This is a genomic window from Streptomyces olivoverticillatus (assembly GCF_014203555.1).
GTDB lineage: Bacteria > Actinomycetota > Actinomycetes > Streptomycetales > Streptomycetaceae > Streptomyces > Streptomyces olivoverticillatus.
Genome location: NZ_JACHJH010000009.1, coordinates 14467 through 38323, shown reverse-complemented (window position 1 = coordinate 38323; position 23857 = coordinate 14467). Strand labels below are relative to the sequence as shown.

At 72.3% G+C, this 23857-nt stretch carries 24 protein-coding genes; 13 read left to right on the top strand and 11 right to left on the bottom strand.

Annotation, left to right across the window (positions count from 1 at the left end):
- Positions 1-18 precede the first annotated feature (18 nt).
- The gene (locus FHS39_RS23845) at positions 19-1017 is read left to right on the top strand and encodes a TAXI family TRAP transporter solute-binding subunit (RefSeq protein ID WP_184351542.1); all 999 of its coding nucleotides are present in this window, start codon (positions 19-21) and stop codon (positions 1015-1017) included.
- A gap of 49 nt (positions 1018-1066) precedes the next feature.
- Here the strand turns inward: FHS39_RS23845 and FHS39_RS23840 are convergent, their stop codons facing one another.
- Positions 1067-2473: an ATP-binding protein gene (locus FHS39_RS23840; RefSeq protein ID WP_184351540.1), complete on the bottom strand. Its 1407-nt coding sequence runs from the start codon at positions 2471-2473 to the stop codon at positions 1067-1069.
- Between the two features lie 15 nt (positions 2474-2488).
- Positions 2489-3193 (bottom strand): response regulator transcription factor, encoded by a 705-nt coding sequence (locus FHS39_RS23835; RefSeq protein WP_184351538.1) that lies wholly within the window; start codon positions 3191-3193, stop codon positions 2489-2491.
- 258 nt (positions 3194-3451) lie between these two features.
- Between FHS39_RS23835 and FHS39_RS23830 the strand changes: the two genes are divergently transcribed.
- From FHS39_RS23830 to FHS39_RS23800, 8 genes are all read left to right on the top strand, one after another.
- Positions 3452-4228: an amino acid ABC transporter ATP-binding protein gene (locus FHS39_RS23830; RefSeq protein WP_184351536.1), complete on the top strand. Its 777-nt coding sequence runs from the start codon at positions 3452-3454 to the stop codon at positions 4226-4228.
- A 198-nt stretch (positions 4229-4426) separates the two neighbouring features.
- Positions 4427-5347, top strand: coding sequence for a glutamate ABC transporter substrate-binding protein (locus FHS39_RS23825; RefSeq protein ID WP_184351534.1), 921 nt, complete (start codon positions 4427-4429; stop codon positions 5345-5347).
- 40 nt (positions 5348-5387) lie between these two features.
- Entirely contained in the window at positions 5388-6038 is a 651-nt protein-coding gene (locus FHS39_RS23820; RefSeq protein ID WP_184351532.1) for an ABC transporter permease subunit, read from the top strand.
- Positions 6035-6955, top strand: coding sequence for an amino acid ABC transporter permease (locus tag FHS39_RS23815; protein WP_184351530.1), 921 nt, complete (start codon positions 6035-6037; stop codon positions 6953-6955). Before FHS39_RS23820 ends, FHS39_RS23815 begins: the two co-directional genes overlap by 4 nt.
- 222 nt (positions 6956-7177) lie before the next feature.
- Positions 7178-8932 carry an FAD-dependent monooxygenase gene (locus FHS39_RS23810; RefSeq protein WP_184351528.1) on the top strand — a complete coding sequence of 585 codons (1755 nt, stop codon included), beginning with the start codon at positions 7178-7180 and terminating at the stop codon, positions 8930-8932.
- A gap of 32 nt (positions 8933-8964) precedes the next feature.
- The gene (locus tag FHS39_RS26090; RefSeq protein ID WP_361520831.1) at positions 8965-9051 is read left to right on the top strand and encodes a putative leader peptide; all 87 of its coding nucleotides are present in this window, start codon (positions 8965-8967) and stop codon (positions 9049-9051) included.
- Between the two features lie 70 nt (positions 9052-9121).
- Positions 9122-9661 carry a cupin domain-containing protein gene (locus FHS39_RS23805; RefSeq protein WP_184351526.1) on the top strand — a complete coding sequence of 180 codons (540 nt, stop codon included), beginning with the start codon at positions 9122-9124 and terminating at the stop codon, positions 9659-9661.
- On the top strand, positions 9658-10032 hold the full coding sequence (locus FHS39_RS23800; protein ID WP_184351524.1) for a rhodanese-like domain-containing protein: 375 nt from the start codon (positions 9658-9660) through the stop codon (positions 10030-10032). The genes FHS39_RS23805 and FHS39_RS23800 overlap by 4 nt, the downstream gene beginning before the upstream one ends.
- Before the next feature lie 40 nt (positions 10033-10072).
- On the opposite strand, the gene recX is transcribed toward FHS39_RS23800, so the two are convergent.
- From recX to FHS39_RS23785, 3 genes are all read right to left on the bottom strand, one after another.
- Positions 10073-10702, bottom strand: coding sequence for a recombination regulator RecX (gene recX, locus FHS39_RS23795; RefSeq protein ID WP_184351522.1), 630 nt, complete (start codon positions 10700-10702; stop codon positions 10073-10075).
- Between the two features lie 9 nt (positions 10703-10711).
- Positions 10712-11836 carry a recombinase RecA gene (gene recA, locus FHS39_RS23790; protein WP_184351521.1) on the bottom strand — a complete coding sequence of 375 codons (1125 nt, stop codon included), beginning with the start codon at positions 11834-11836 and terminating at the stop codon, positions 10712-10714.
- A 234-nt stretch (positions 11837-12070) separates the two neighbouring features.
- On the bottom strand, positions 12071-12265 hold the full coding sequence (locus FHS39_RS23785) for a DUF3046 domain-containing protein (RefSeq protein ID WP_184351519.1): 195 nt from the start codon (positions 12263-12265) through the stop codon (positions 12071-12073).
- Positions 12266-12345: 80 nt separating this feature from the next.
- Between FHS39_RS23785 and FHS39_RS23780 the strand changes: the two genes are divergently transcribed.
- From FHS39_RS23780 to FHS39_RS23765, 4 genes are all read left to right on the top strand, one after another.
- The gene (locus FHS39_RS23780) at positions 12346-13296 is read left to right on the top strand and encodes a hypothetical protein (protein WP_184351517.1); all 951 of its coding nucleotides are present in this window, start codon (positions 12346-12348) and stop codon (positions 13294-13296) included.
- A gap of 97 nt (positions 13297-13393) precedes the next feature.
- On the top strand, positions 13394-18148 hold the full coding sequence (locus FHS39_RS23775) for an ATP-dependent helicase (protein ID WP_184351515.1): 4755 nt from the start codon (positions 13394-13396) through the stop codon (positions 18146-18148).
- Between the two features lie 78 nt (positions 18149-18226).
- Positions 18227-18661 (top strand): MerR family transcriptional regulator, encoded by a 435-nt coding sequence (locus FHS39_RS23770; protein ID WP_184351513.1) that lies wholly within the window; start codon positions 18227-18229, stop codon positions 18659-18661.
- 40 nt (positions 18662-18701) lie between these two features.
- The gene (locus tag FHS39_RS23765) at positions 18702-19547 is read left to right on the top strand and encodes an Fpg/Nei family DNA glycosylase (RefSeq protein WP_184351511.1); all 846 of its coding nucleotides are present in this window, start codon (positions 18702-18704) and stop codon (positions 19545-19547) included.
- A gap of 247 nt (positions 19548-19794) precedes the next feature.
- Here the strand turns inward: FHS39_RS23765 and FHS39_RS23760 are convergent, their stop codons facing one another.
- From FHS39_RS23760 to rimO, 6 genes are all read right to left on the bottom strand, one after another.
- On the bottom strand, positions 19795-20007 hold the full coding sequence (locus FHS39_RS23760; RefSeq protein WP_184351509.1) for a hypothetical protein: 213 nt from the start codon (positions 20005-20007) through the stop codon (positions 19795-19797).
- Positions 20008-20068: 61 nt separating this feature from the next.
- The gene (locus FHS39_RS23755; protein ID WP_184351507.1) at positions 20069-20539 is read right to left on the bottom strand and encodes a Dps family protein; all 471 of its coding nucleotides are present in this window, start codon (positions 20537-20539) and stop codon (positions 20069-20071) included.
- A 163-nt stretch (positions 20540-20702) separates the two neighbouring features.
- Positions 20703-21086 carry a helix-turn-helix domain-containing protein gene (locus tag FHS39_RS23750; protein WP_086566431.1) on the bottom strand — a complete coding sequence of 128 codons (384 nt, stop codon included), beginning with the start codon at positions 21084-21086 and terminating at the stop codon, positions 20703-20705.
- A 94-nt stretch (positions 21087-21180) separates the two neighbouring features.
- Entirely contained in the window at positions 21181-21717 is a 537-nt protein-coding gene (locus FHS39_RS23745; protein ID WP_184351505.1) for a nicotinamide-nucleotide amidohydrolase family protein, read from the bottom strand.
- Positions 21714-22340, bottom strand: a complete 627-nt coding sequence (gene pgsA, locus FHS39_RS23740; RefSeq protein ID WP_184351503.1) for a CDP-diacylglycerol--glycerol-3-phosphate 3-phosphatidyltransferase — start codon at positions 22338-22340, stop codon at positions 21714-21716. Before pgsA ends, FHS39_RS23745 begins: the two co-directional genes overlap by 4 nt.
- Positions 22337-23836, bottom strand: coding sequence for a 30S ribosomal protein S12 methylthiotransferase RimO (rimO, locus tag FHS39_RS23735; protein ID WP_184351502.1), 1500 nt, complete (start codon positions 23834-23836; stop codon positions 22337-22339). Before rimO ends, pgsA begins: the two co-directional genes overlap by 4 nt.
- Between the last annotated feature and the right edge of the window lie 21 nt (positions 23837-23857).

Genomic DNA, 23857 nt, shown 5'->3' with positions numbered 1-23857 from the left:
GGCTGGCAGGATCCGCCCATGGCCCCCCGACTTCCGCTCCCGGACAGGCGCCGCGCCGTACAGACCGGTGCGGTGGCCGCCGCCGTGCTGGCGCTGCTGACGTGGTGGCTGCTGCCGCAGGGCGGGCAGCCTGCCCCCAGCGGGCGGATCTCGTTTGCGACCGGGGTGCCGACCGGCGTGTACGCGAAGTACGGCGATCTCCTCAAGGAAGACCTGGCGCAGGATCTGCCGGCACTGCAGGTGACGCTCAGGCGCAGCGCCGGGTCCCTGGACAACCTCCGGCAGCTCACGGCCGGCAAGGCGGATTTCACGCTGGCCACTGCGGACGCCGTCGCCACGTACCGCGAGCGGCGGCAGCCGGGGGCCGACCAATTGCGCGCGTGCGCGCGGCTGTACGACGACTACATGCAGCTGGTGGTGCGCAGGGACTCTCCGGTGCGGTCGGCCCGGGACCTCAAGGGCAAGCGGGTCGGGGTGGGTGCGGACTCGTCCGGGGTGCAGCTGATCACCCGGCGGTTGCTGAAGGCCGCGGGACTGGACTTCGACTCCGACATCGAGCCGGTGCGGGTGGGCATCGACAAGATGCCCGGGCTGCTGGAGAAGGGCGAGATCGACGCCTTCTTCTGGTCCGGCGGGCTGCCCACCAATGCCGTCACGTCCCTCGGCGACAGGACGCCGATCCGGCTGGTGCAGCTCGGCGATCTGCTGGGCCCGCTGCATGCGCAGGGGCAGCAGGCGGGCTACTACCGGGCGGCGATCATGCCGGTGGACGCCTATCCCGGGCTGCACGCCACCGAGGTGGTGAAGACGATCGCGGTGGCCAACCTGCTGGTGACCATGGACAGCGCCGACCCGGACCTCACCGAGAGCATCACGCGGACGGTGATACGGAGCCGCGACCGCATCGGCACCAGGGTCCACGCCGCGCAGAAGGTGGACCTCCGTACGGCGATCTACACCACCCCGCTGCCGCTGCACGCCGGTGCGCGCCGCTATTACGTGTCGGTGAAGCCCTGAACGTCGTGCCGTAGACCAGTTAGGGACGCGACCAGGGCCTCGTCCGGGGTCAGCTGCCGTGCCGCGGCACCCCGATCGTCGCCCGCAGGCCGGTGGGCTCGTTGGGCGCGTAGGTGAGGGTCGCGCCGCCCGCGGCAAGGAGCGCGCGGGAGATGGACAGGCCGAGGCCGGAGCCGGAGACGTTCTGGTGGCGGTTGCTGCGCCAGAAGCGGTCACCGATGCGGGTGAGCTCCTCCGTGGTGAGCCCGGGGCCGCCGTCGGCGACGGTGATGTCGACGCGGTCGGCGTGGACCTCGACGGAGACCTCGACGCGGGAGCCCTCGGGCGAGAACTTCAGGGCGTTGTCCACGACCGCGTCCAGGGCGCTGGAGAGGGCCGTCGGGTCGGCCCAGCCGGTGACCGCGGACGGGCCGTCGTAGGCGAGGGTGACCCGCTCGCGGTCGGCGAGCGGGGACCAGGCTCCGACCCGGTCGGTGACGAGCTCGGCTATGTCGGTCAGCTGGGCGTCGGCGGCGGCGTGTTCGGCCAGGGCCAGGTCCAGCAGGTCGTCCAGGACCCGGGCGAGCCGCTTGCCCTCGGCGCGCACCGAGGCGACCTCCGCATGGCCGTCGGGGAGGTCCAGGGCGAGCAGGTCGATGCGCAGCAGCAGGGCGGCGAGCGGATTGCGCAGCTGGTGGGAGGCGTCGGCGACGAAGGCGCGCTGCTGTTCCAGTACGTCTTCGACGTTGTCGGCCATTTCGTTGAACGAGCGGGCCAGGCGGCGCAGTTCCGGCGGTCCGCTGTCGGCGGCGACGCGGGAGTTCAGCCGGCCGGTGGCGATCCCGTGGGCGGCGGCGTCCAGGGTCCGTACGGGCCGCAGCACCCAGCCGGTGAGCCGGAAGGCGGCCGCGAGGGCGACCAGCATGGCGGCGGTCTCGCCCGAGGCCAGCAGCAGCCAGTCGTGCAGGATCCGCGAGCGCAGCTGCCCGGTGGGCGAGTCGGTGACGACGACCGCGACGACATCACCGTCACGGATGACGGGTGAGGCCACGGTGAGGCGGTTACGGCGCCAGGGCCAGACCTGGCTCGGGTCGTGGCTGCGGCGTCCGGCGAGCGCCTCCAGGAAGGCGTCCCTGCCCTCGCCCGTGGGCGGCAGGACCCAGTCGGCCGGGGCGACGCTCAGCGGCTTGCCGCCTCTGGAGAAGATTCCGGCCCTGATGTCGTACAGGTCCTGATATCGGGCGAGTTCGGTCTGGAGCGTCCGCAGGCGCTCGTTGTCGTTGCCGTCCTCGGGCGCCTCGAAGGGCTGGGTGCTGACGAACTGGGCGAGGGAGGCGAAGCGGGCGGTGTCGTCGATCCGGTCGACGACCACCCGCTGTTGCTGTACGGCGGCCATGCCCGCGGCGAGCGGGAAGCCGAGCGCGAGCAGGACGCCGGCCATGAGGACGATGAGCAGGGGGAGCAGTCGGGTGCGCACGGTCTCGTACGGCCCCTACACCGGGACGACGATCTTGTAGCCGACGCCACGGACCGTCTCGATGAGCGCGGGCAGGTGGAGTTTGGACCGCAGGGAGGCGATGTGCACCTCCAGGGTGCGCCCGGTCCCTTCCCAACTGGTGTGCCACACCTCGCTGATGATCTGTTCGCGGCGGAAGACCACTCCGGGGCGCTGGGCGAGCAGCGCCAGCAGGTCGAACTCCTTGCGGGTGAGGGGGACGGTGACGCCATGGACGCTGACGCGGCGGTTGGGCAGCTCGATGATCACGGGCCCCAGCCGCAGGGCACGCGGACCCCCGGCGTCCCCCGGCCGTCCGGGCGCGCTGTCCGCGGGCGGGGTGCGGCGGGCGACGGCGTGGATGCGCGCGAGCAGTTCGCCGGTGTCGTACGGCTTGACCACGTAGTCGTCGGCGCCGAGGTTCAATCCGTGGATCTTCGAGCGGGTGTCGGAGCGGGCGGTCACCATGATGACGGGCGTGGTGGTGCGTTTGCGGATCTTGCCGCAGACCTCGAAGCCGTCCTGGTCGGGCAGCCCGAGGTCGAGCAGGACGACGGCGAAGGGGGCCCCGTCGGCGGGCAGCAGTGCCTGGAGGGCCTCCTCACCGCTCCGGGCGTGGGTGACCTCGAAGCCGTGCCGGGCCAGTACGGCCGACAGGGCCGCGGCGACATGGTCGTCGTCCTCCACGAGCAGCAGTCTCATCGGCCCCCTCCGGGCGGCTGTGGCGCGCGCAACACCGCATCCACGCCGATGAACCCCCGGCGCGTCAAGAGGTTCTGCCCGTCAGGGGGCTTCCGTTATGCAGCCGGTACGCCCGCGCGCCCCCGTGCGCCGTGTTGACGGTGAGTGTCCGTTTGAAGCCGGATCGTTATGCTCAATTTCAGCTCAGATGTAATGACGCTGGTAGTTCCGGCTCATTAGGGTCCACCCCAACCGAGGAGGACGGAGCGAGGAACGCCGATGAGCGAGGTATCGGTGACCAAGGACGCGGCGCCCGCCGCGGACGCACTGGTCGTCCTGAAAAAGGTCAACAAACACTTCGGCGCGCTGCATGTGCTCCAGGACATCGATCTGACCATCGCCCGGGGCGAGGTCGTGGTCGTCATCGGACCGTCGGGGTCCGGGAAGTCGACGCTGTGCCGCACCATCAACCGGCTGGAGACCACCGAATCGGGGTCGATCAGCATCGACGGACGGCCGCTGCCCCAGGAGGGCAGGGAGCTGGCGCGGCTGCGCGCGGACGTCGGCATGGTCTTCCAGTCCTTCAACCTCTTCGCCCACAAGACCGTGCTGGAGAACGTGACCCTGGGCCAGGTGAAGGTCCGCAGGAAGGACCGCAAGGAGGCCGAGGCCACCGCCCGCACCCTCCTGGACCGGGTCGGGGTGGGCGCGCAGGCGGACAAGTACCCCGCACAGCTCTCCGGCGGCCAGCAGCAGCGGGTGGCCATCGCCCGCGCGCTGGCCATGGACCCCAAGGTGATGCTCTTCGACGAGCCGACCTCCGCCCTCGACCCCGAAATGATCAATGAGGTGCTGGAGGTCATGCAGCAGCTCGCGCGGGACGGCATGACGATGGTCGTCGTCACGCACGAGATGGGGTTCGCACGTTCGGCGGCCAACCGGGTCGTCTTCATGGCGGACGGCCGGATCGTCGAGGAGGCGCGGCCGGACCAGTTCTTCAACAATCCGCGCAGCGACCGGGCGAAGGACTTCCTGTCGAAGATCCTGCACCACTGATGCGGAAGTCCGTGGGCGGTGCGCCATTTGCGGACTTCCACGGTTCAAACATCCTTCCGGCTGTCTCCGTTTCCCCTCTGGTTTTCCCACCGGTTTTCCGCTTGGTTTCCCTCTCGCGAACCTCGCGAACGTCCCCAGCCGCTCGGACCGGTTCAACACCCGCCGTCCAACGCCCCGCAGACGCAAAGGATGTTCTCCATGAAGCTCCGCAACACCGCCGCGGCGGCCGCCGTGGTGCTGGCGCTCGCCGCGACCTCGACCGCCTGCGGCAAGTCGGGCAGCCCCGACGACAAGAGCGACAAGTCCGGCGGCAGCTCGTCCGCACCGGCCGCGCCGACCTACCAGGTGAACACCTCGGCCGACGTCAAGGGATCGTCCGTCTTCGAGAAGATCAAGGGCAAGGACATCACGATCGGCACCAAGGCCGATCAGCCGGGCCTGGGCTACGAGAACCCCGGCAACAAGACGCGGTCCGGCTTCGACGTGGAGATCGCCCGCATGATCGCGGCCGACCTCGGCTTCGACGAGAAGCACATCAAGTTCAAGACGGTGCCCTCCGAAGCCCGTGAGACGCAGATCGCCAGCGGCGGCGTGGACCTGTACGTGGGCACGTACACGATCAACGACGAGCGCAAGAAGCAGGTCGGCTTCGCCGGGCCGTACTACGTGGCGGGCCAGGACCTGCTGGTGAAGGCCGACAGCAGCATCAAGGGCCCGGACGACCTCAAGGGCAAGAAGGTCTGCTCCGCCACCGGCTCCACGCCGCTCAAGCGCATCAAGGAGCCCAAGTACGGCGTCGCGGAGGCAAAGGCCCAGCAGGGATACCAGCTGTGCGTGCAGGACCTCGTCAACGGCTCGGTCGACGCGGTCACCACCGACGACGCGATCCTCAAGGGGTACGCCGCCGAGAACAAGGGCGCCCTGAAGGTCGTCGGCAACCCCTTCTCCAAGGAGCCCTACGGCGTCGGCTTGAAGAAGGACGACGCGGCGCTGCGCGAGGCCGTCGACAAGGCCATCGAGGCACACGAGAAGAACGGCGACTGGAAGAAGGCGTACGACGCCACCCTGGGTCTCTCGGGGGCCGCCGCCCCGACCCCGCCCGCGATCGACCGCTACTGACCGCGCCGCCGGCCCGGCACGCGCTTTCCGGAGACTTGACGTGGACGTTCTGTCGGACAACTTCGCGATGTTCCGCGAAGGCTTCATCGGCACTGTCGAACTGACGGCGCTCAGCGCCCTGCTCGCCCTGGTGCTGGGCACCGCCGTCGCGGCGTTCCGCGTCTCCCCGGTGCCCGCGCTGCGAATATTCGGCACGGCGTGGGTGACGCTGCTGCGCAACACCCCGCTGGTACTGCTCTTCCTCGCCGTCACCCTGGGCCTGCCGGCCCTCGGCCTCAAGGGCTGGGACTCCTTCTGGCTGGCCGTCATGGCCCTGGGGTGCTACACCTCGGCGTTCGTGTGCGAGGCCGTGAGGTCCGGCATCAATGCGGTGCCGGTGGGCCAGGCGGAGGCCGCCCGCTCCATCGGGATGACCTTCGGCCAGACGCTGACCCAGATCGTGCTCCCCCAGGCCACCCGCACCGCGATCCCGCCCATCGGCAGCCTGATGATCGCCCTCGCCAAGAACACGGCGATCGCCTCCGGCTTCAACGTGACCGAACTGGGCTCCGTGCAGAAGTCGCTCAACGCGGACGCGGGCTACAACATCTACGTGATCTTCCTCTGGATCGCGGTCTGCTACATCATCATCACGTTTGCGATCAGCGGCCTGTTCCGGCTGCTGGAGAACCGGCTGGCGGTGGCCCGATGAGCGGCAACGTCCTGTACGACGTCCCGGGGCCCAAGGGCCGGGCCCGCAACCGGCTCTACGGCGGGCTCTCCACCCTCGCCCTCCTCGGCCTGATCGCCTTCATCGGCTACCGGCTGGACGACACCGGCCAGTTCCAGTCCGGGCTGTGGACCGCCTACGAGTACACCGAGACCCAGCAGCGCATCGTCGACGGCCTGCTGACGACGGTCAAGACCTTCGCCATCGCCGCCGCCCTGTCACTCGTGCTGGGCGCACTGCTGGCCACCGCCCGCCTCTCCGACCACAAGCCCGTCCGCTGGGCGGCCACGGTGGTCGTGGAGTTCTTCCGGGCCATGCCGCTGCTGATCATGATCTTCCTGCTGTACGCGGCGGTGTTCACCTCCAACCCCATGTGGGCCCTGGTGATAGGGCTGACCCTCTACAACGGCTCGGTCCAGGCGGAAATCTTCCGCTCCGGCGTCAATGCCGTGCCCAAAGGACAGAGCGAGGCCGCTTACGCAATCGGGCTGCGCAAGACCCAGGTGATGGCGAGCGTGCTCGTCCCGCAGGCCGTCCGCATGATGCTGCCGTCCATCATCAGCCAGCTCGTGGTGACCCTGAAGGACACCTCGCTCGGCTTCATCATCCTCTACGAGGAGCTGCTGTTCGTCGGCAAGTCGTTCGCGCAGCAGACCCGGCCGGTGAACGGCGTCTACGCGTTCATCCCGATGGTCATCGTCTTCGGCTCCCTCTACATCCTGATGTGCCTGGCGCTGTCCTCCGTCGCCACCTGGGTCGAACGGCGCACACAGCGCTCGCGCAAGGGCTCCCCTCCGCCGATGACCGCCACCGGCGCGGCCGTCATGGCCGGTCCCGCGCTCGGTGCCGCCGCACCCGACCCCGGAGCCTCCGGCGCGGACGGCACCAACCACCACTGATGCACCAGTGGGTGACGCCCCGTCGGTCCGGCCGGAACCGACGGGGCGCACGCGTCCGGCGCACCGCCGCGGCACCACTGATCACTTGACGCAAGCTGCGGCAATGGGTTGCATACGTTCTGTGATCGCGCACCGTTTTCCGCCCGCCAGTCCCCGTACGTCCCGTACGCACCACGCCCTCGGTGGGGGCAGCAGCCGCGGCGGGCGCCAGGGAGGCGTGCCGTGGACCCGGTGACCGTGGTCGGAGCCGGCCCGGTGGGGCTCACCCTGGCCCTGGCCCTGGCCCGGTACGAGGTACCCGTCATCGTCCTGGACGAGGCCCCGGCGCACGACGCCGCCCTGGAGGAGCACCGCTTGGCCCGGACGGCCGTGCTGCGCCCGGAGACCGGCGCCTTCCTGGAGCGGCTGGGGTGCACGACCTCGGAGGGCGCCCGGTGGGCGGGCTGGCGCACCCTCCGGCGCAGGACGGTGGTGGACCGGATGCCGTTCACCGGGCGCGGCGAGCCCGAAAAGGACGGCGAGCCGGACGGTTTCGAGGATCCGGAGAACAACGCCGAGGACGGCGGCGAGGCGGCAGGAGATCCGTCACCGCTGCATCTGCCGCAGCACGCGCTGACCCGGGAGCTGCGGGCCGCGCTCGCCGGACAGCAGGGCGTGGAGATCGTTGCGGACAGCAAGCTGACCGTTCTGCAACAGGACGCAACCGGCGTCACGGTGCACACGCGGGGCGGCAACGGCGGGGTGTGGCGGTCGAGTTACCTTGTCGGCTGCGATGGGTCCCGCTCGGTCGTGCGCAAACTACTCGGCGCGCGTTTCCCGGGCCGTACGGCGGTGGAGCGGTACGCGGTCGCGGCGCTGCGCGCCGAGCTGCCCTGGCCGGACGAGGCCGTGCTGCACCGGTCGCCGCCGCGCGGCGGCGAGGTGACGGCCCGGCCGTTGCCGGACGGGGTGTGGCGGCTGGACTGGCTGCTGCCCGCGGACGGCGAACTGGTCACCCCGGACGCCCTGCTGAGCCGCGTGCGCGACTCCTTGAGCGCCTGGTGCGGGGATGTGCCGCCGTACGAGCTGCTGGACACCGGCGTGCACGCCGTGCACCACCGCCTCGCGCGCCGCTGGCGGTCGGGGCGCGCCTTCCTCGCCGGGGACGCGGCGCATCTGATGGGGGCCTTGGGCACCCAGGGGCTCGACGAGGGGCTGCGGGATGCGGAGAACCTCTCCTGGAAGCTGGCGCTGGCCTGGCACCAGGGCGCCTCGGACGCCCTGCTCGACAGCTATCAGGCCGAGCGCAGGGGGGCCGTCGCGGCGCGGCTGCGCGCCGCCGACCGCGCGCTGCCCTCGGTGCGCGGGGACGGCGGGTGGCGTGCGGTACGGCGCACGGTCGTGCCGGGTGCCGTGCGCAGCCACGACGCGCTGCTGACCGAGGGGCACTTGGGGCGCGGCATACTCGGCGCGCCTCCTGTGTACTCCCGTACGCCCCTGATTCCCTCCGAGCCGCCCACGGGTGCGGCGTCCGTCGCCACCGCGGTGGGGGCGCAGGTCGAGGATGTGCCGGTGACCGCGCCCGACGGATCACAGGTGAGGCTGCGGGACCGGCTGGGAGGGGACTTGCTCGTGGTGCTCATCGCTCCGGGCACCGCCGTCTGGGAGCGGCGGCACTGGCTGGGCGCGGGGCTCATGCCGGGGCTGGCGGCGGCCGTCTCGGCACTGCCCATGCCGTCGGAACTGCTGGTCGCCGAGGGGTATCCGGGGGCCGCGGCGCACACGGTGCTGGTGGTGCGCCCGGACGGCCATCTGGTGGCCGCACTGTCCGGAGCGCGCCCCGCCGAGCTGTACGCCTGTGCGGACACGGCACGGGGCGGAGCGGTGGGCGCTGCCGGGACGGACGCGGTGCACGACGGCGCGACCGGCAACGCCCTGGAGCGCGTGCCCGGCACCGCGCCGGAGGCCGCCACCCGTGAGGCTACGGCCAATCGTTGACCGCCCCGTACAGCCGTGGTTGACTCCGGAGCGTGACTGACAGCGGTGCGCGTTTCTGGCGGAGGGTCCATCTGGACCTCGTCCGCTACGCCGGCTGCGTCTGTCGTCCGTCCTGTTGATCCGCTTTCTCTCCGCGCGGCCCGCGTCCGGTGCCCGCGCGCTCCTTCGCGATCACTCAGGACGGTTCTCGTGTCCCCTGCCGTACGTCCGGCTGCGCACTCCGCCGCGCCATCCGGCGCGCCATCCGCCGCCGATCTCCTCGACTTCGCACGCCGAGCCGCGGCCGACACCGCGCTCGTCGCCTCTCTGCCCCTCGATCCGCAGGGCCGCACCTGGATCCGGCTGGAAGGGCCGGGCGGCGGTGAGGCATGGCTGATCGGCTGGCCACCGGGCAGCGGCACCGGCTGGCACGACCACGGCGGCTCGCACGGCGCCTTCGCCGCGGCCGCCGGGCAGCTGACCGAGCAGTCGCTGGCCGCCCAGTTGCCCACCGAGGGGTGGAAGCTGCTGGAACTGGCCGACGGCGTCGACCGCCGCCGGGAGCTGGCGGGCGGTCAGGGCCGGGCGTTCGGCCCGCACCATGTGCACCAGGTGTTCAACGCCTCGGCACAGCTGCATGCGGTGTCCGTGCACGCCTACTATCCGCCGCTGCCGATGATGCGGCGCTACAGCCGCAGCGGTCAGGTGCTGCGGCTGGAAGAAGTCGAGTGGCCGCAGGAGTGGTCATGAGGGTCGAGGAGCTGCTGGCCGCCGCCCGCGCGGGGCTCGAGCGCCTCGGACCGGCGGGGGCCGCCGCCGTCCACGCCGAGGGCGGTCTGCTGGTCGACATCCGCTACGCCGCCCTGCGCGAGCGCGACGGAACGATACCCGGAGCACTCGTGGTCGAGCGCAACGAGCTGGAGTGGCGGCTGGACCCGCTGTGCGAACACCGCGCCCCCGAGGCCACCGGACACGACCTGCGGGTGGTCGTCATCTGCAACGAGGGCTACGCCTCATCGCTGGCGGCCGTCTCCTTGCGGCAACTGGGCCTGCACCGGGCCACGGATCTGGCGGGCGGTTTCCAGGCGTGGCGGGCGGCGGGGCTGCCGGTGGCGCGCTGAGGCGGGGCGGCGGTGCCGGTGCCGCACCCCGGCCCGCCGCTCAGACGCCCGGCAGGTAGTGCTCCAGCAGCTCCGGGTCGTCGCCCTCCTCTTCCAGCGCGCGGCGCACCACGCGCAGGGCCAGGCCCTCGGAGTAGCCCTTGCGGGCCAGCATTCCGGCCAAGCGGCGCAGACGCTTCTCCCGGTCCAGGCCGCGGGTGGCGCGCAGTTTGCGCTCGACGAGCTCACGGGCCGTGTGTTCTTCCCGCTCGGAGTCGAGCCGGCCCACGGCCTCGCTGATCACCGACGGGTCCACGCCCTTGGTGCGCAACTCGCGCGCCAGGGCGCGGCGGGCCAGGCCCCGGCCGTGGTGGCGGGACTCGACCCATGCGTCGGCGAAGGCCGCATCGTCGATCAGGCCCACGTCCTCGAAGCGGGACAGCACCTCATCGGCCACCTCGTCCGGTATCCCCCGCTTGGCCAGGGCGTCCGCCAGCTGCTTGCGGGTGCGGGGGGATCCGGTGAGCAGGCGCAGGCAGATGGCCCGCGCCTGCTCCTCCGGTGGCGGTGGCGCTCCGTCCCCGGCCCTCGACGGGGAGAGGGCGCCACCGCCCGTACGGTCGTCCGCGTGCGGTCCGCGCGGCTCGGGCCACCCGGTCCGCCGCGGCCTTGCCTCGGATGATTCGGACACGACCGCGGACTAGCTCTTGGCCGCCGTGGCCTTGGCCGCCTTCCCGGCGGACTTCGCCGGGGCGGGCACCGACTTGGCCGGCTCGCCCGCGGCGGCACCCGCCGCATCCGCACCGGGCTCGGCGGCCGGGGTCTCGGGCTTGACGCCCACGCCCAGCTTGTCCTTGATCTTCTTCTCGATCTCGTTGGCGAGGTCGGGGTTGTCCTTGAGGAAGTTGCGGGCGTTCTCCTTGCCCTGGCCGAGCTGGTCGCCCTCGTAGGTGTACCAGGCGCCGGCCTTGCGAATGAAGCCGTGCTCCACGCCCATGTCGATCAGGCCGCCCTCCCGGCTGATGCCCTGGCCGTAGAGGATGTCGAACTCGGCCTGCTTGAAGGGCGGCGAGACCTTGTTCTTGACGACCTTGACGCGGGTGCGGTTGCCGACCGCCTCGGTGCCGTCCTTGAGGGTCTCGATGCGGCGGATGTCCAGACGGACCGAAGCGTAGAACTTCAGGGCCCGGCCACCGGTCGTCGTCTCCGGGGAGCCGAACATGACGCCGATCTTCTCGCGGAGCTGGTTGATGAAGATCGCGGTGGTCTTGGACTGGTTGAGCGCGCTGGTGATCTTGCGCAGCGCCTGGCTCATCAGCCGGGCCTGGAGGCCGACGTGGGAGTCGCCCATCTCACCCTCGATTTCCGCGCGCGGCACCAGGGCGGCGACGGAGTCGATGACGATCAGGTCGAGCGCGCCGGAGCGGACCAGCATGTCCACGATCTCCAGCGCCTGCTCGCCGGTGTCCGGCTGGGAGAGGATGAGGTTGTCGGTGTCGACGCCCAGGGCCCGGGCGTACTCGGGGTCGAGCGCGTGCTCGGCGTCGACGAACGCGACGGTGCCGCCCGCCTTCTGCGCATTGGCCACGGCGTGCAGGGTGAGGGTGGTCTTACCGGAGGACTCCGGCCCGTAGACCTCCACGACCCGGCCGCGCGGCAGGCCGCCGACACCCAGAGCGACGTCGAGAGCGGTCGACCCGGTGGGGATGACCTCGATCGGCTCGTTCGGCCGGTCGCCGAGGCGCATCACGGCGCCCTTGCCGAATTGCCGTTCAATCTGTGCGAGCGCGGCGTCCAGCGCCTTCTCGCGGTCGGTGCCTGCCATGGGTTCCACCCGGTTTGCTTGAGTCGATCGCTTCACGTCCACGACGCTAACGCCTGCCACTGACAATGCGCCCGGGCGTCGCCTCCGCCTGTGGATAACTCCACCGCCGGAGAGCCCCATAAGAATGGATGTTCGATTTTCGTGTCAAGCGCGCCACTCCGGCCCCGAGCGCACTCCCTCCGCCCGCCGGTCCGGCGGCAGCTGATGAAGGGCCCGGCCGGTGCGCGCGGCGCGTCAGCGCCTGTCTTCGGGGATCTCCAGGGCCCTGCACACCCCGCGCCAGACGTCCTTGGCGTTCCAGCCCGCGTCCAGCGCCTGGTGGACCGTCCTCCCGCCGAGTTCGGACATCACATGATCGCGCGCGAAGGAGTCGGCGTACGCCGCGCCGAAATAATCCGCCATCCGCTGCCAGAAGACCGTCAACCGCATGGTCCAAGTATCCCGCCCCTGAGAGTGCAGCCGGGCACGAGCCGCTGACCGGGGCCGCCACGCGCCCTACGGTCTTGTTCATGGCCCCATCCGGAGCATCCGCCGTCGCCCGTGCCGAACACTTCGTCTGGCTCACCGCCCGCGTCCTGGAACAGCGCAGATTCGCGTATCACTTCCTCGGCGGCGGCCCCGACCCCGTGGAGGCGGCGCTGGCCGCGTACCTGGGGGACGACGGTGGCTACGGACACGCCCTCGACCCGGATCTGCGCGGCCCGGTGAGCCAGCCGCTGCACACCGCGCACGCCCTGCGCGTGCTGGACGAGATCGGCCGCTGCCGCGACCGCAGGGTCGAGCGCGTGTGCCGCTATCTGACGGCTGTCTCCACCGCGGACGGCGCACTGCCCGCGCTCCACCCCTCGCTGCGCGGTTACCCCGCGGCGCCCTGGGCCCCGGTGACGGACTCCCCGCCCAGCGACCTGCTCGCCACCGGCCCCGTCGTGGGCCTGCTGCACCGCAACGACGTCTGGCACGCGTGGCTGTTCCGGGCCACCGACTTCTGCTGGGCCGCGATCGACACCCTGGGCCGGGGCGCCCCCGCCCGCCCGCACGAGGTCACGGCGGCCGTCGCCTTCCTGGACGGCGCACCGGACCGGCGGCGCGCCCAGGTGGCGGCCGAACGGCTGGGCCGGACCGTGCGGGAGCAGCGGCTGGCCGTGCTCGACCCCGCCCGCGCGAACGGCCACCCACAGCCGGTAGACCGCGCTCCGGGCGAGTGCCACTACCCGTACGACTTCGCCCGCACCCCCGGCTCGGTGGCCCGCTCCTGGTTCACCGACACCGAGCTGGAGCGGTCGCTGGACTTCCTCGCCGCCTCGCAGCAGGGGGACGGCGGCTGGCCGATCCGCCCCCACGGCCTCGGCCACGGCGGGCACCCGCGCCGCGCCTGGGCGCCGAGCACGGCCCTGGAGTGCCGGCCGATGGCAACCATCGAAGCGTTGCTGATCTTGCGCGCGTACGGCCGCGCCATCTGACCCCCGCCCCGCCCGAGCCCCGCCCCAAAGCCCCCGGAAACCGCTGCTGACCTGCGCATACGGGGCGTTGTCAGTGGCGCGGTGCACGATGGGGGGCATGGCGAACGACAAGGCGTCAGCGGCGGCGGAGGATCCGGCCTCGGCCCTCGCCGCGTTCTCCCCCGCGACCCGCGCTTGGTTCACGGGGGCCTTCACCGCGCCCACCGCCGCCCAGGCCGGGGCCTGGCGGGCCATCGACCGCGGCTCGGACGTCCTCGTCGTCGCCCCGACCGGCTCCGGCAAGACGCTGGCCGCCTTCCTCGCCTCCCTCGACAAGCTGGCCAGCACCCCGCCCCCGGCCGAGCGGCACAAGCGCTGCCGGGTGCTGTACGTCTCACCGCTCAAGGCCCTCGCGGTCGACGTCGAGCGGAATCTGCGCAGCCCGCTCACCGGCATCCGCCAGGAGTCCGTACGGATGGGGCTGCCCGAGCCGGACATCCGCGTCGGCATCCGCTCCGGCGACACCCCCGCGGCCGAGCGCCGCGCGCTGGTCACCCGGCCGCCGGACATCCTGATCACCACGCCCGAGTCGCTGTTCCTGATGCTCACCTCCGCGGCACGGGAGGCGCTCACGGGCGTCGAGACCGTGATCCTCGACGAGGTGCACGCCGTCGCCGGGACCAAGCGCGGCGCCCATCTCGCCCTCTCCCTGGAGCGCCTCGACACCCTGCTGCCCCGGCCCGCCCGGCGCATCGGCCTGTCCGCGACGGTCCGGCCGGTGGACGAGGTGGCGCGCTATCTCTCCCCGCAGCGCAAGGTGGAGATCGTCCAGCCTCCCTCGGGCAAGGAGTTCGACCTGACGGTCGTCGTTCCCGTGGAGGATCTCGGCGAGCTGGGCGGCTCGCCTGTCCAGGAAGGCGGCGACGGCAAGGAGAAGCCGTCGATCTGGCCGCACGTCGAGGAGCGCATCGCCGACCTGGTCCAGGCCCACCGCTCCACCATCGTCTTCGCCAACTCCCGCCGCCTCGCGGAGCGGCTGTGCAACCGGCTCAACGAGATCGCCTACGAACGGGCCACCGGCGAGCCGCTGCCCGAGCACCACTCGCCCGCCGAGCTGATGGCCGAATCCGGCGCGGCGAAGGGAGCGCCCCCGCTCCTCGCCCGCGCGCACCACGGGTCGGTCTCCAAAGAGCAACGGGCCCTGGTCGAGGAGGACCTCAAGGCGGGCCGGCTGCCCGCCGTCGTCGCCACCTCCAGCCTGGAGCTCGGCATCGACATGGGCGCGGTGGACCTGGTCGTCCAGGTCGAATCGCCGCCGTCGGTCGCCTCCGGCCTCCAGCGGGTCGGCCGCGCGGGCCACCAGGTCGGCGCGGTCTCCACCGGCGTGGTCTTCCCCAAGTACCGGGGCGATCTGGTGCAGGCCGCCGTGGTGACGGAGCGGATGCGCCAAGGCTCCATCGAGGCGCTGCGCGTGCCGGCCAACCCGCTGGACGTCCTGGCCCAGCAGATCGTGGCCATGGTCTCCATGGAGCCGTGGGACGTGGAGGAGCTGCTGGCCGTCGTCCGCCGGGCGGCCCCCTTCGCCTCCCTGCCGGAGTCCGCGTACACCGGGGTGCTCGACATGCTCGCCGGGCGCTATCCGTCCGACGCCTTCGCGGAGCTCCGCCCGCGCCTGGTGTGGGACCGGGTGGCCAACACGGTCACGGGCCGGCCGGGGGCGCAGCGGCTCGCCGTCACCTCCGGCGGCACGATCCCCGACCGGGGCCTGTTCGGCGTCTTCCTGGCGGGCGCCGACCCCAAGAAGGGCGGCGGCCGCGTCGGCGAGCTCGACGAGGAGATGGTCTACGAATCGCGGGTGGGCGACGTCTTCACCCTCGGCACCACCTCCTGGCGGATCGAGGACATCACCCGCGACCGCGTCCTCGTCACCCCCGCCCCCGGCATCCCCGGCCGACTGCCGTTCTGGAAGGGCGACCAGCTCGGCCGCCCGCTCGAACTGGGGCGCGCGCTGGGCTCCTTCCTGCGCGAGATCGGCGGCCTGGCCCCCGAGACCGCCCGGGCCCGGCTGACAGCCGCGGGGCTCGACACCTGGGCCGCGGAGAATGTCCTGTCCTATCTGGACGAGCAGCGCCGCGCCTGCGGGCACGTCCCCGACGACAGGACGATCGTCGTCGAGCGCTTCCGCGACGAGCTGGGCGACTGGCGGGTGGTCGTGCACTCCCCCTTCGGCGCCCAGGTGCACGCCCCTTGGGCGCTGGCCCTCGGCGCCCGCCTCGCCGAGCGGTACGGCATGGACGCGCAGGTGATGCACGCCGACGACGGCATCGTGCTGCGCCTGCCCGACGCCGATCTGATGGGCCTGGACCTCCTCGATGCCGACCCGGCCCGGCAGGGCGCGGAGTACGACAGCGAGCAGTCCCCCGTGGGCGCCGCCGACGTCACCTTCGACCGGGGCGAGATCGGCGGCATCGTCACCGACCAGGTCGGCGGCTCGGCCCTGTTCGCCTCCCGCTTCCGGGAGTGCGCCGCCCGCGCCCTGCTGCTGCCGCGCCGCAATCCCGGCAAGCGCACCCCGCTGTGGCAGCAGCGCCAGCGTGCCGCCCAGCTCCTCCAGGTCGCCGGCGAGTTCGGCTCGTTCCCCATCGTCCTGGAAGCCGTCCGCGAATGCCTCCAGGACGTCTTCGACGTCCCCGGACTCACCGAGCTCATGGGAGACATCGAAAGCCGCCGGGTCCGGCTCGTCGAGGTGACCACACCCGAGCCCTCCCCGTTCGCCCGCTCGCTGCTCTTCGGCTACGTCGCGCAGTTCCTCTACGAGGGCGACTCCCCGCTCGCCGAGCGCCGCGCCGCCGCCCTCTCCCTCGACTCGCGGCTCCTCGCCGAGCTCCTCGGCCAGGCCGAGCTGCGCGAGCTCCTCGACCCCGAGGTGCTGGCCGAGCTGGAGCGCGAGCTGCAGTGGCTGACGGAAGACCGCCGCGTCAAGGACACCGAGGCCGTCGCCGACGTGCTGCGCCTGCTGGGCCCCCTCACCGACGCCGAACTGGCCGAGCGCGGCGCCGAACCCCACTGGGCCGGGGAGCTGGCCGCGGCCCGCCGTGCCCTGCGGGTGCGGATCGCAGGGCAGGAGCACTGGGCGGCGATCGAGGACGCCGGCCGACTGCGCGACGCCCTGGGCACCGCCCTGCCGGTCGGTGTCCCCGAAGCCTTCACCGAGCCGGTCAAGGACCCCCTCGGCGACCTCCTCGCCCGCTTCGCCCGCACCCACGGCCCGTTCACCTCGGTGCAGGCCGCCGCCCGCTTCGGCCTCGGCACGGCCGTCACCGACGGTGCGCTGCACCGCCTCGCGGCGGCCGGCCGCACCGTCCAGGGCGAGTTCCACCCCTCCGGCATCGGCCAGGAGTGGTGCGACGCGGCGGTCCTGCGCAGGCTGCGCCGCCGCTCGCTGGCGGCGCTGCGGCAGGAGCTGGAGCCCGTCCCGCCCACCACGCTCGCCGCGTTCCTGCCCCAGTGGCAGCACATCGGCTCCCACGGCCTGCGTGGCACCGACGGACTGGTGCGCGCCATCGAGCAGTTGCAGGGCGCGCCCGTGCCCGCCTCCGCCCTGGAGAAGCTCGTCCTGCCCGCCCGCGTCGCGGACTACTCCCCCGCGATGCTCGACGAACTCACCGCGGCGGGCGAGGTGGTCTGGGCCGGTGCGGGCGCCCTGCCCGGCAAGGACGGCTGGGTCTCCCTGCTGCTCGCCGACGCGGCGCCCCTGCTGCTGCCCGCCCCGCACCCGCTGGAGCTCTCGCCGGTGCACCAGGCCGTGCTGGACGCCCTGTCCGGCGGCTACGGCCTGTTCTTCCGCCAGATCGCCGACCGGGTCCGTGCGTCCGCCCCCGACTTCGGCGACGCACCCGGCACGGACGCGGGCATCGCCGAGGCCCTGTGGGACCTCGCCTGGTCCGGCCGGCTCACCAACGACACGCTCACCCCGCTCCGTTCGCTTCTCGGTTCGGGCCGTACGGCGGGCTCCACCGCCCACCGCGCCAAGCGCGCGGTGCCGCGCGGGCGTTACGGCGCCTTCACCGGCCGGGGCATGGCGGGCGCCGCGGGCCTGGCCGCGCGGCCCACGGCCTCCCGCAGCGGCCCGCCGACCGTCGCGGGCCGCTGGTCCCTGCTCCCGCAGCACGAGAGCGACCCCACCCACCGGGCGCACGCCCTCGCCCGTACGCTGCTCGACCGGCACGGCGTGGTGACGCGCGGCGCGGTCGCCGCCGAAGGCGTCGAGGGCGGCTTCTCCGCGGCCTACCGCGTGCTCTCCGCCTTCGAGGAGAGCGGGCAGGCCCGGCGCGGATATGTCGTGGAGGGTCTGGGCGCCGCGCAGTTCGCCATGGACGGAGCGGTCGACCGGCTGCGTGCCGTCGGCACGGCCCGCGAGCGGGCAGCCGCCGCGTACGAGGGCGGCCCCACCGCCCCGGACGCCTTCCGCCCCACTCCGACTGCCTCCGCGGCCCGCAGCCGGGCGGTCGTCCTGGCTGCCGCCGATCCGGCCAACGCCTATGGCGCGGCCCTGCCCTGGCCCGATCCACCTGGCGGCGCCACGCACAAGCCCGGCCGCAAAGCGGGCTCCCTGGTCGTGCTCGTCGACGGCTCGCTCGCGCTCTACGTGGAGCGCGGCGGCAAGACGCTGCTCGCCTGGCCGGACGTCGAGGACCCGATGCTGGCCGAAGCAGTGTCGGCGCTGACCGAAGCCGGGCGGGCCGGGGCCCTGGGCACAGTGACCGTCGAGCGGGTCAACGGTACGGCCGCCCTTACCTCGCCGCTGGGCGGGCTCATGGAATCGGCGGGCTTCCACGCCACCCCGCGCGGCCTGCGGCTGAGAGCTCCGTAAGCAGCGGCAGGCCCCTGCGTAGGCGGCGCCTCGCAGGCACTTGCTTCAAGTGCGCTTGAACGCCCTAGCGTGGCCGGCATGACGGTGGTCGACAGCACCCCCGTGAAGTCCCCGCCCGTGGACGCCTGTGTGTCCGCGGGGCCGGCCCATCCGCGACCCGACGGCCAGGACCGGTACACGATCAGCGAGGTCGCGGCGTACACCGGGCTCAGCGCTCCCACCCTGCGCTGGTACGAGCAGATCGGTCTGATGCCGGACGTGGAGCGGTCGCACACCGGCCAGCGCGTCTTCGGCAACAGGGATCTGGACCGGCTCGCCTTCGTGAGCAGGCTGCGGCTGACCGGAATGCCGATCCCCGGGACCCGCAAGCGCAGCCGCCTCCTCGAAAGCGCCGCGGCCACCCGGATCACGCTGAGCGCCGAGGAGCTTGCGCTGCTGGAGCCGATCGCCGGCCAGGTCGCGGGCGACCGCTACTCGGACATGTCCCTCACCTCCGCCGCCCGGGAGTCGTAGGACGCCCCCGTGCACGCCGGACGGGTTGAATACTGGCCTCATGCCCGAAGGAGACACCGTCTGGCGCACCGCGCGCGACCTTCACCGTGCGCTCGCGGGAGAGCCGCTCGTCCGCTGTGACCTGCGGGTGCCCAAGCTCGCCACCGTCGATCTCCGCGGCCGCACCGTCACCGAGGTCGTGCCGTGCGGCAAGCACCTGCTGGCCCGCGTCGAGGGCGGGCTGACGCTCCACTCGCACCTCGGGATGGACGGCTCCTGGCGGATCCACGCCACCGGTGAGCGGCAGCGCGGCGGCCCGCAGCATCAGATCCGGGCCCTCCTGGCCACCGCCTCCCACACCGCCATCGGCTACCGCCTGCCCGCGCTGGACCTCCTGCGCACCGCCGACGAGGCCACCGTCGTCGGCCACCTCGGGCCCGACCTGCTGGGCCCCGACTGGGACGCCCCGGAAGCCGTCCGCCGTCTGCTCGCCGACCCGGCCCGCACCATCGGCGAGGCCGTGCTGGACCAGAGCAACCTCGCGGGCATCGGCAATGTCTACAAGTCGGAGCTGTGCTTCCTGCTGCGCATCACGCCCTGGACACCGGTCGCCGACCTTCCCGACCCGCTGCGCCTGACGGCCCTGGCGAAAAAACTCCTGGAGGTCAACAAGTCGCGCCCGGCCCGCATCACCACCGCCGATCCCCGCCCCGGCCGCCAGTTGTGGGTGTACGGCCGCGCGGGCCGCCCCTGCCACCGCTGCGGCACTCCGGTGCGCATCGCGGACCAGGGCCCGGCGGGCCGGGAGCGCCCCACCTACTGGTGCCCCGCCTGCCAGAGCGGCCCCGCCGAGGCCCCCTCAGCCACGGGGCGCCCGATGGCGCCTCCTCCTGCGCCGAGCGGGTGAGGCCGCGACCTCCCCGGCGCCCGGCCGCTTCCGCGGCACACAACGCACCGGCAGCAGGCTCAGCCCCCACCCTCCGCCCGCGACGAGTCCCTCCACGAACCCGCCCGGGCCGGGCTGCAGGAACACCCGGATGGCAGCCCACCACCACAGCCCGCCGAGCACGACCGCGACCGCCCAGCCGGCAGGCCCCCAGGCCGGCCGGGGGCTGCGCTCGTCGCACCGGGTCATCACCGCTCCGCCATCGCCCTCAGGAAGCGGGCTCTCCGCGCAGCCGGGCCAGCTCCCGCTCCAGCTCCGCGATGGTTCGGTCCCGACGGTGCAGCTCGACGATCACCCGCTGCTCGCCGTCGCGCATGCCCTCCTGGTAGACGGACCGGACGAAGGCACCGGCAGCCCCCTGATCGAGGTCGGTGACCACCATCAGCTCATTGGTGTAGCGGATCACCGGGTGCTCGTCCATGCCCCCAGGAGACCCCGCCGCGGGCCGCCCCGCCACCCGTGGCGAGGCGGCCGGGCGGGCCTCAGGCGTTCTCGGCCTGGAACATCCAGTGGTGCTTCTCCAGGTCGCCCGTGAGGCCGATGAGGAGGTCCTGGGTGACCGGGTCGGGGTCGCCCGTCGACTGGATGCGCTCGCGCATCCGGGTGATCACGGCGCCCAGCGCCGCCACCAGCATGCGTACAGCCTCGCCGTCCTTGGTCCAGCCGTGGCCCACGGGATCGATTCCGCTGGTCTTGGCGACGGTCTCGGCCCGGCCGTCCGGGCTGATGCCCAGCGCAGAGGCGCGCTCGGCCACGGCGTCCATGTGCTGACGGGCGCTCGCGACCACCTCGTCCAATTGCAGGTGCACGGAGCGGAAACGCGGACCGACCACGGTCCAGTGAACCTGCTTGGCCACCAGCGAAAGGTCGACCAAATCGACGAGGGCGCCCTGGAGGGCGTCGGCGACAATCTTGCGGTCGTGCTCGGGCAGCGGGCTCTTCACCACAGACATCCACTTCCTCCTATTTTCCGCTTGCTCCCTGTATTTCCACCTTTGCATAGAGGTGGAGAACGGGCCCGGAAACACGGGATCCCGGTCAGACTCCTGACCGGGATCCCGTGGGTGAAACAGACGCCTTCCAGACTGTGTCAAACGCTGTGGCAGGCGTGGGATATCAGGCCGCGACCACGTCCACGGCCTCCGCGGGGGCCTTGATGGTCACGCGCTCCCCCGGTACGCCCGTCACGGACGTCACGGACACCGAATTGAACATCGGCCGCATCGGCGCGGGTACCGGCTCGCTCGCCGCCGCCGACTGCGCCAGCTCGGCGAGCGACAGCTCGTCACTCACCTCGCGCATGACCTCTGACATCCGTACGTCCAGAGCGTCGCAGATTGCGGAGAGAAGCTCGGAGGACGCCTCTTTCTGCCCGCGCTCGACCTCGGAGAGATAACCGAGCGAGACCCGGGCGGAGGAGGAGACCTCGCGCAGAGTGCGGCCCTGGCGTTGGCGCTGCCGACGCAGCACGTCACCCAGCAGGCGACGGAGCAGAATCATCGGTGGCTCCCTCCTTGGACCGCGAATCCGGTTCCTTCACGCCCCACCGTACCGCCTCGGGGTGCGGCCGTGCGGGGAGCTATGTCGTGTTCACTCAGGGCTGCAAACATCCATTCCCCCCGTTGTGTTCCGTATCCTTTGCCCCCGCGTTTTCTGTCAGTTCGCGCAACAGCAGCGCGAGGACCGCCCGTACGCTCTCCTGCCGTACGGACCGCCGGTCGCCGTCCAGCGACAGCTCGCGGACGCCACCGGCTCCGGCCGGGCCCGCGACGGCCACGAAGACCGTGCCGACCGGCTTGCCGTCCTGCTCCGTGGGCCCGGCTACGCCGGTCGTGGCGATCCCCCAGTCAGCGCCCAGCAGCGCCCGGACCCCCTGGGCCATCTGCCCGGCCACCTCGGGGTCCACGGCCCCTCGCCCGGCGAGCAGCGGCCCGTCCACCCCCAGGACGTCACGCTTGACCTCGGTGGCGTAGGCGGTGACCGAGCCCCGCACCATGGCGGAGGCGCCCGGCACAGCGGTCAGCTCGGCGACCACCAGGCCGCCCGTGAGCGACTCCGCCGCGGCCACCGTCTGCCCGTGCTCCTCCAGGACCGCCAGCACGTCGGCGGCCAGCTCTTGCGCTGCCGTCACCGCGCGGGCTCCGCTTCCCGTGCCGCCCGGCGCATCCGCACCGCCTGCCGCACGTAGTCGAAACCGGTGAGGACGGTCAACGCGACGGCGACCGCCATCACCCAGAAGCGCAGCGTCGCCAGCGGCCCGGTCAGGGCCAGGATGTACATCCCCACGCCCACGCCCTGCGCCAGCGTCTTCATCTTGCCGCCGCGGCTGGCCGGGATGACCCCGTGCCTGATGACCCAGAACCGCATCAGCGTGATGCCGATCTCGCGGAAGAGGATCACGCCCGTCACCCACCAGGGCAGGTCGTCCAGGGCGGAGAGGCAGATCAGCGCGGCTCCCATGATCGCCTTGTCGGCGATCGGGTCGGCGATCTTCCCGAAGTCGGTGACCAGGTTGTACGTGCGCGCCAGGTGCCCGTCGAACAGGTCGGTGATCATGGCGACGGCGAACGCCGCCCAGGCGAAGGACCGCCAGACCGGGTCGTAACCGCCGTTATGGAGCATCAACAAGACGAAGCCGGGCACCAGGAGCAGCCGCACCATGGTGAGGATGTTGGCGATGTTCCACAACCCGGCCGGTCGCACGCCTGTGGCCGGGGCGGGGCCTCCGGCAGCTGAGGCCGGGAGTCCGCTCATCTGCCCGCCTCCTCGGTACACCCGCCCCCGATGGTTCCCAGCGGCTCGGCCACCAGGTCCACACCCTCGCTCGCCACGACCTTGGCCACGACCATGCTGCCGGGGACCGGGACCTCGTCCAGGTCGTTCACGGTGAGCTGTACCTGGCCGTCGGTCTCGGGCGCCTGGTGCGCGGCGCGGCCGATCACGCCGTCCTCGTCGTCGACGCGGTCCACCAATACTTCGATCGTCTCACCGATCCGCTCCTCCGCGCGCTGCGCGGTGAGCTCTTCCGCGAGGCGCGAGATGTGCGCCAGGCGCTCGGCGACGACCTCCGGGTCGACCTTGTTGTCGTAGGTGGCCGCCTCGGTGCCGTCCTCGTCGGAGTAGCCGAAGACGCCGATGGCGTCCAGACGGGCCCCCACCAGGAAACGTTCCAGCTCGGCGAGGTCCTCCTCGCTCTCGCCGGGGAAGCCGACGATGAAGTTGGAGCGGGCGCCGGCCTGCGGGGCCTTGCTCCGGATCCCGTCGAGCAGCTCCAGGAAGCGGTCGGTGTCGCCGAAGCGGCGCATCGCGCGCAGCACGCCGGGCGCCGAGTGCTGGAAGGAGAGGTCGAAGTAGGGGGCGACCTTCTCCGTCGAGGTCAGCACGTCGATCAGGCCGGGGCGCATCTCGGCGGGCTGGAGGTAGCTGACCCGGATCCGCTCCAGGCCGTCGACGGCCGCGAGCTCCGGAAGCAGCGTCTCCAGGAGGCGGATGTCGCCGAGGTCCTTGCCGTAGGAGGTGTTGTTCTCGGAGACCAGCATGATCTCCTTGACGCCCTGCTCCGCCAGCCAGCGCGTCTCGCCGAGCACGTCGGAGGGGCGGCGGGAGATGAAGGAGCCGCGGAAGGAGGGGATGGCGCAGAAGGAGCAGCGGCGGTCGCAGCCGGAGGCGAGCTTGACGGAGGCGACGGGGTTGCTGCCCAGGCGGCGGCGGAGCGGCGCGCGCGGCCCGGACGCCGGGGCGACGCCCTCCGGCAGGTCCTCGGGGGCCTTCTCGGGGGCCTGGGAGTGTCCCGGCAGTGCCACGCCGTCCGTGCTCTGCCGCTCGGCAGGACTGATCGGCAGCAGCTTGCGCCGGTCGCGCGGGGTGTGGGAGGCGTGGACGCCACCGGAGAGGATGGTCTGGAGGCGGTCGGAGATGTCGGCGTAGTCGTCGAAGCCGAGCACGCCGTCGGCCTCGGGCAGCGCTTCGGCGAGCTCCTTGCCGTACCGCTCGGCCATGCAGCCGACGGCGACCACGGCCTGGGTGCGGCCGTGATCCTTGAGGTCGTTGGCCTCGAGCAGGGCGTCGACGGAGTCCTTCTTGGCGGCCTCCACGAAGCCACAGGTGTTGACGACGGCCACATCGGCATCGGCGGCGTCCTCGACGAGGTCCCAGCCGTCCGCCGCCAAGCGGCCTGCCAGCTCCTCCGAGTCCACCTCGTTACGGGCGCAGCCAAGTGTGACAAGAGCGACGGTACGGCGTTCGGGCATAGGGCTCAGCCTACTTTGTCC

What these genes read in the sequence shown, in the direction of transcription:
- FHS39_RS23845 (WP_184351542.1), top strand. Translation starts at nt 19, where the DNA reads ATGGCCCCCCGACTTCCGCTCCCGGACAGGCGCCGCGCCGTACAGACC.
- pgsA (WP_184351503.1), bottom strand. Translation starts at nt 22,340, where the DNA reads ATGAGCGGACTCCCGGCCTCAGCTGCCGGAGGCCCCGCCCCGGCCACA.
- FHS39_RS23770 (WP_184351513.1), top strand. Translation starts at nt 18,227, where the DNA reads ATGACGGTGGTCGACAGCACCCCCGTGAAGTCCCCGCCCGTGGACGCC.
- FHS39_RS23830 (WP_184351536.1), top strand. Translation starts at nt 3,452, where the DNA reads ATGAGCGAGGTATCGGTGACCAAGGACGCGGCGCCCGCCGCGGACGCA.
- FHS39_RS23760 (WP_184351509.1), bottom strand. Translation starts at nt 20,007, where the DNA reads ATGGACGAGCACCCGGTGATCCGCTACACCAATGAGCTGATGGTGGTC.
- FHS39_RS23755 (WP_184351507.1), bottom strand. Translation starts at nt 20,539, where the DNA reads ATGTCTGTGGTGAAGAGCCCGCTGCCCGAGCACGACCGCAAGATTGTC.
- FHS39_RS23775 (WP_184351515.1), top strand. Translation starts at nt 13,394, where the DNA reads ATGGCGAACGACAAGGCGTCAGCGGCGGCGGAGGATCCGGCCTCGGCC.
- FHS39_RS23750 (WP_086566431.1), bottom strand. Translation starts at nt 21,086, where the DNA reads ATGATTCTGCTCCGTCGCCTGCTGGGTGACGTGCTGCGTCGGCAGCGC.
- recA (WP_184351521.1), bottom strand. Translation starts at nt 11,836, where the DNA reads ATGGCAGGCACCGACCGCGAGAAGGCGCTGGACGCCGCGCTCGCACAG.
- FHS39_RS23800 (WP_184351524.1), top strand. Translation starts at nt 9,658, where the DNA reads ATGAGGGTCGAGGAGCTGCTGGCCGCCGCCCGCGCGGGGCTCGAGCGC.
- FHS39_RS23785 (WP_184351519.1), bottom strand. Translation starts at nt 12,265, where the DNA reads ATGCGGTTGACGGTCTTCTGGCAGCGGATGGCGGATTATTTCGGCGCG.
- FHS39_RS23825 (WP_184351534.1), top strand. Translation starts at nt 4,427, where the DNA reads ATGAAGCTCCGCAACACCGCCGCGGCGGCCGCCGTGGTGCTGGCGCTC.
- FHS39_RS23835 (WP_184351538.1), bottom strand. Translation starts at nt 3,193, where the DNA reads ATGAGACTGCTGCTCGTGGAGGACGACGACCATGTCGCCGCGGCCCTG.
- rimO (WP_184351502.1), bottom strand. Translation starts at nt 23,836, where the DNA reads ATGCCCGAACGCCGTACCGTCGCTCTTGTCACACTTGGCTGCGCCCGT.
- FHS39_RS23765 (WP_184351511.1), top strand. Translation starts at nt 18,702, where the DNA reads ATGCCCGAAGGAGACACCGTCTGGCGCACCGCGCGCGACCTTCACCGT.
- FHS39_RS23815 (WP_184351530.1), top strand. Translation starts at nt 6,035, where the DNA reads ATGAGCGGCAACGTCCTGTACGACGTCCCGGGGCCCAAGGGCCGGGCC.
- FHS39_RS23780 (WP_184351517.1), top strand. Translation starts at nt 12,346, where the DNA reads ATGGCCCCATCCGGAGCATCCGCCGTCGCCCGTGCCGAACACTTCGTC.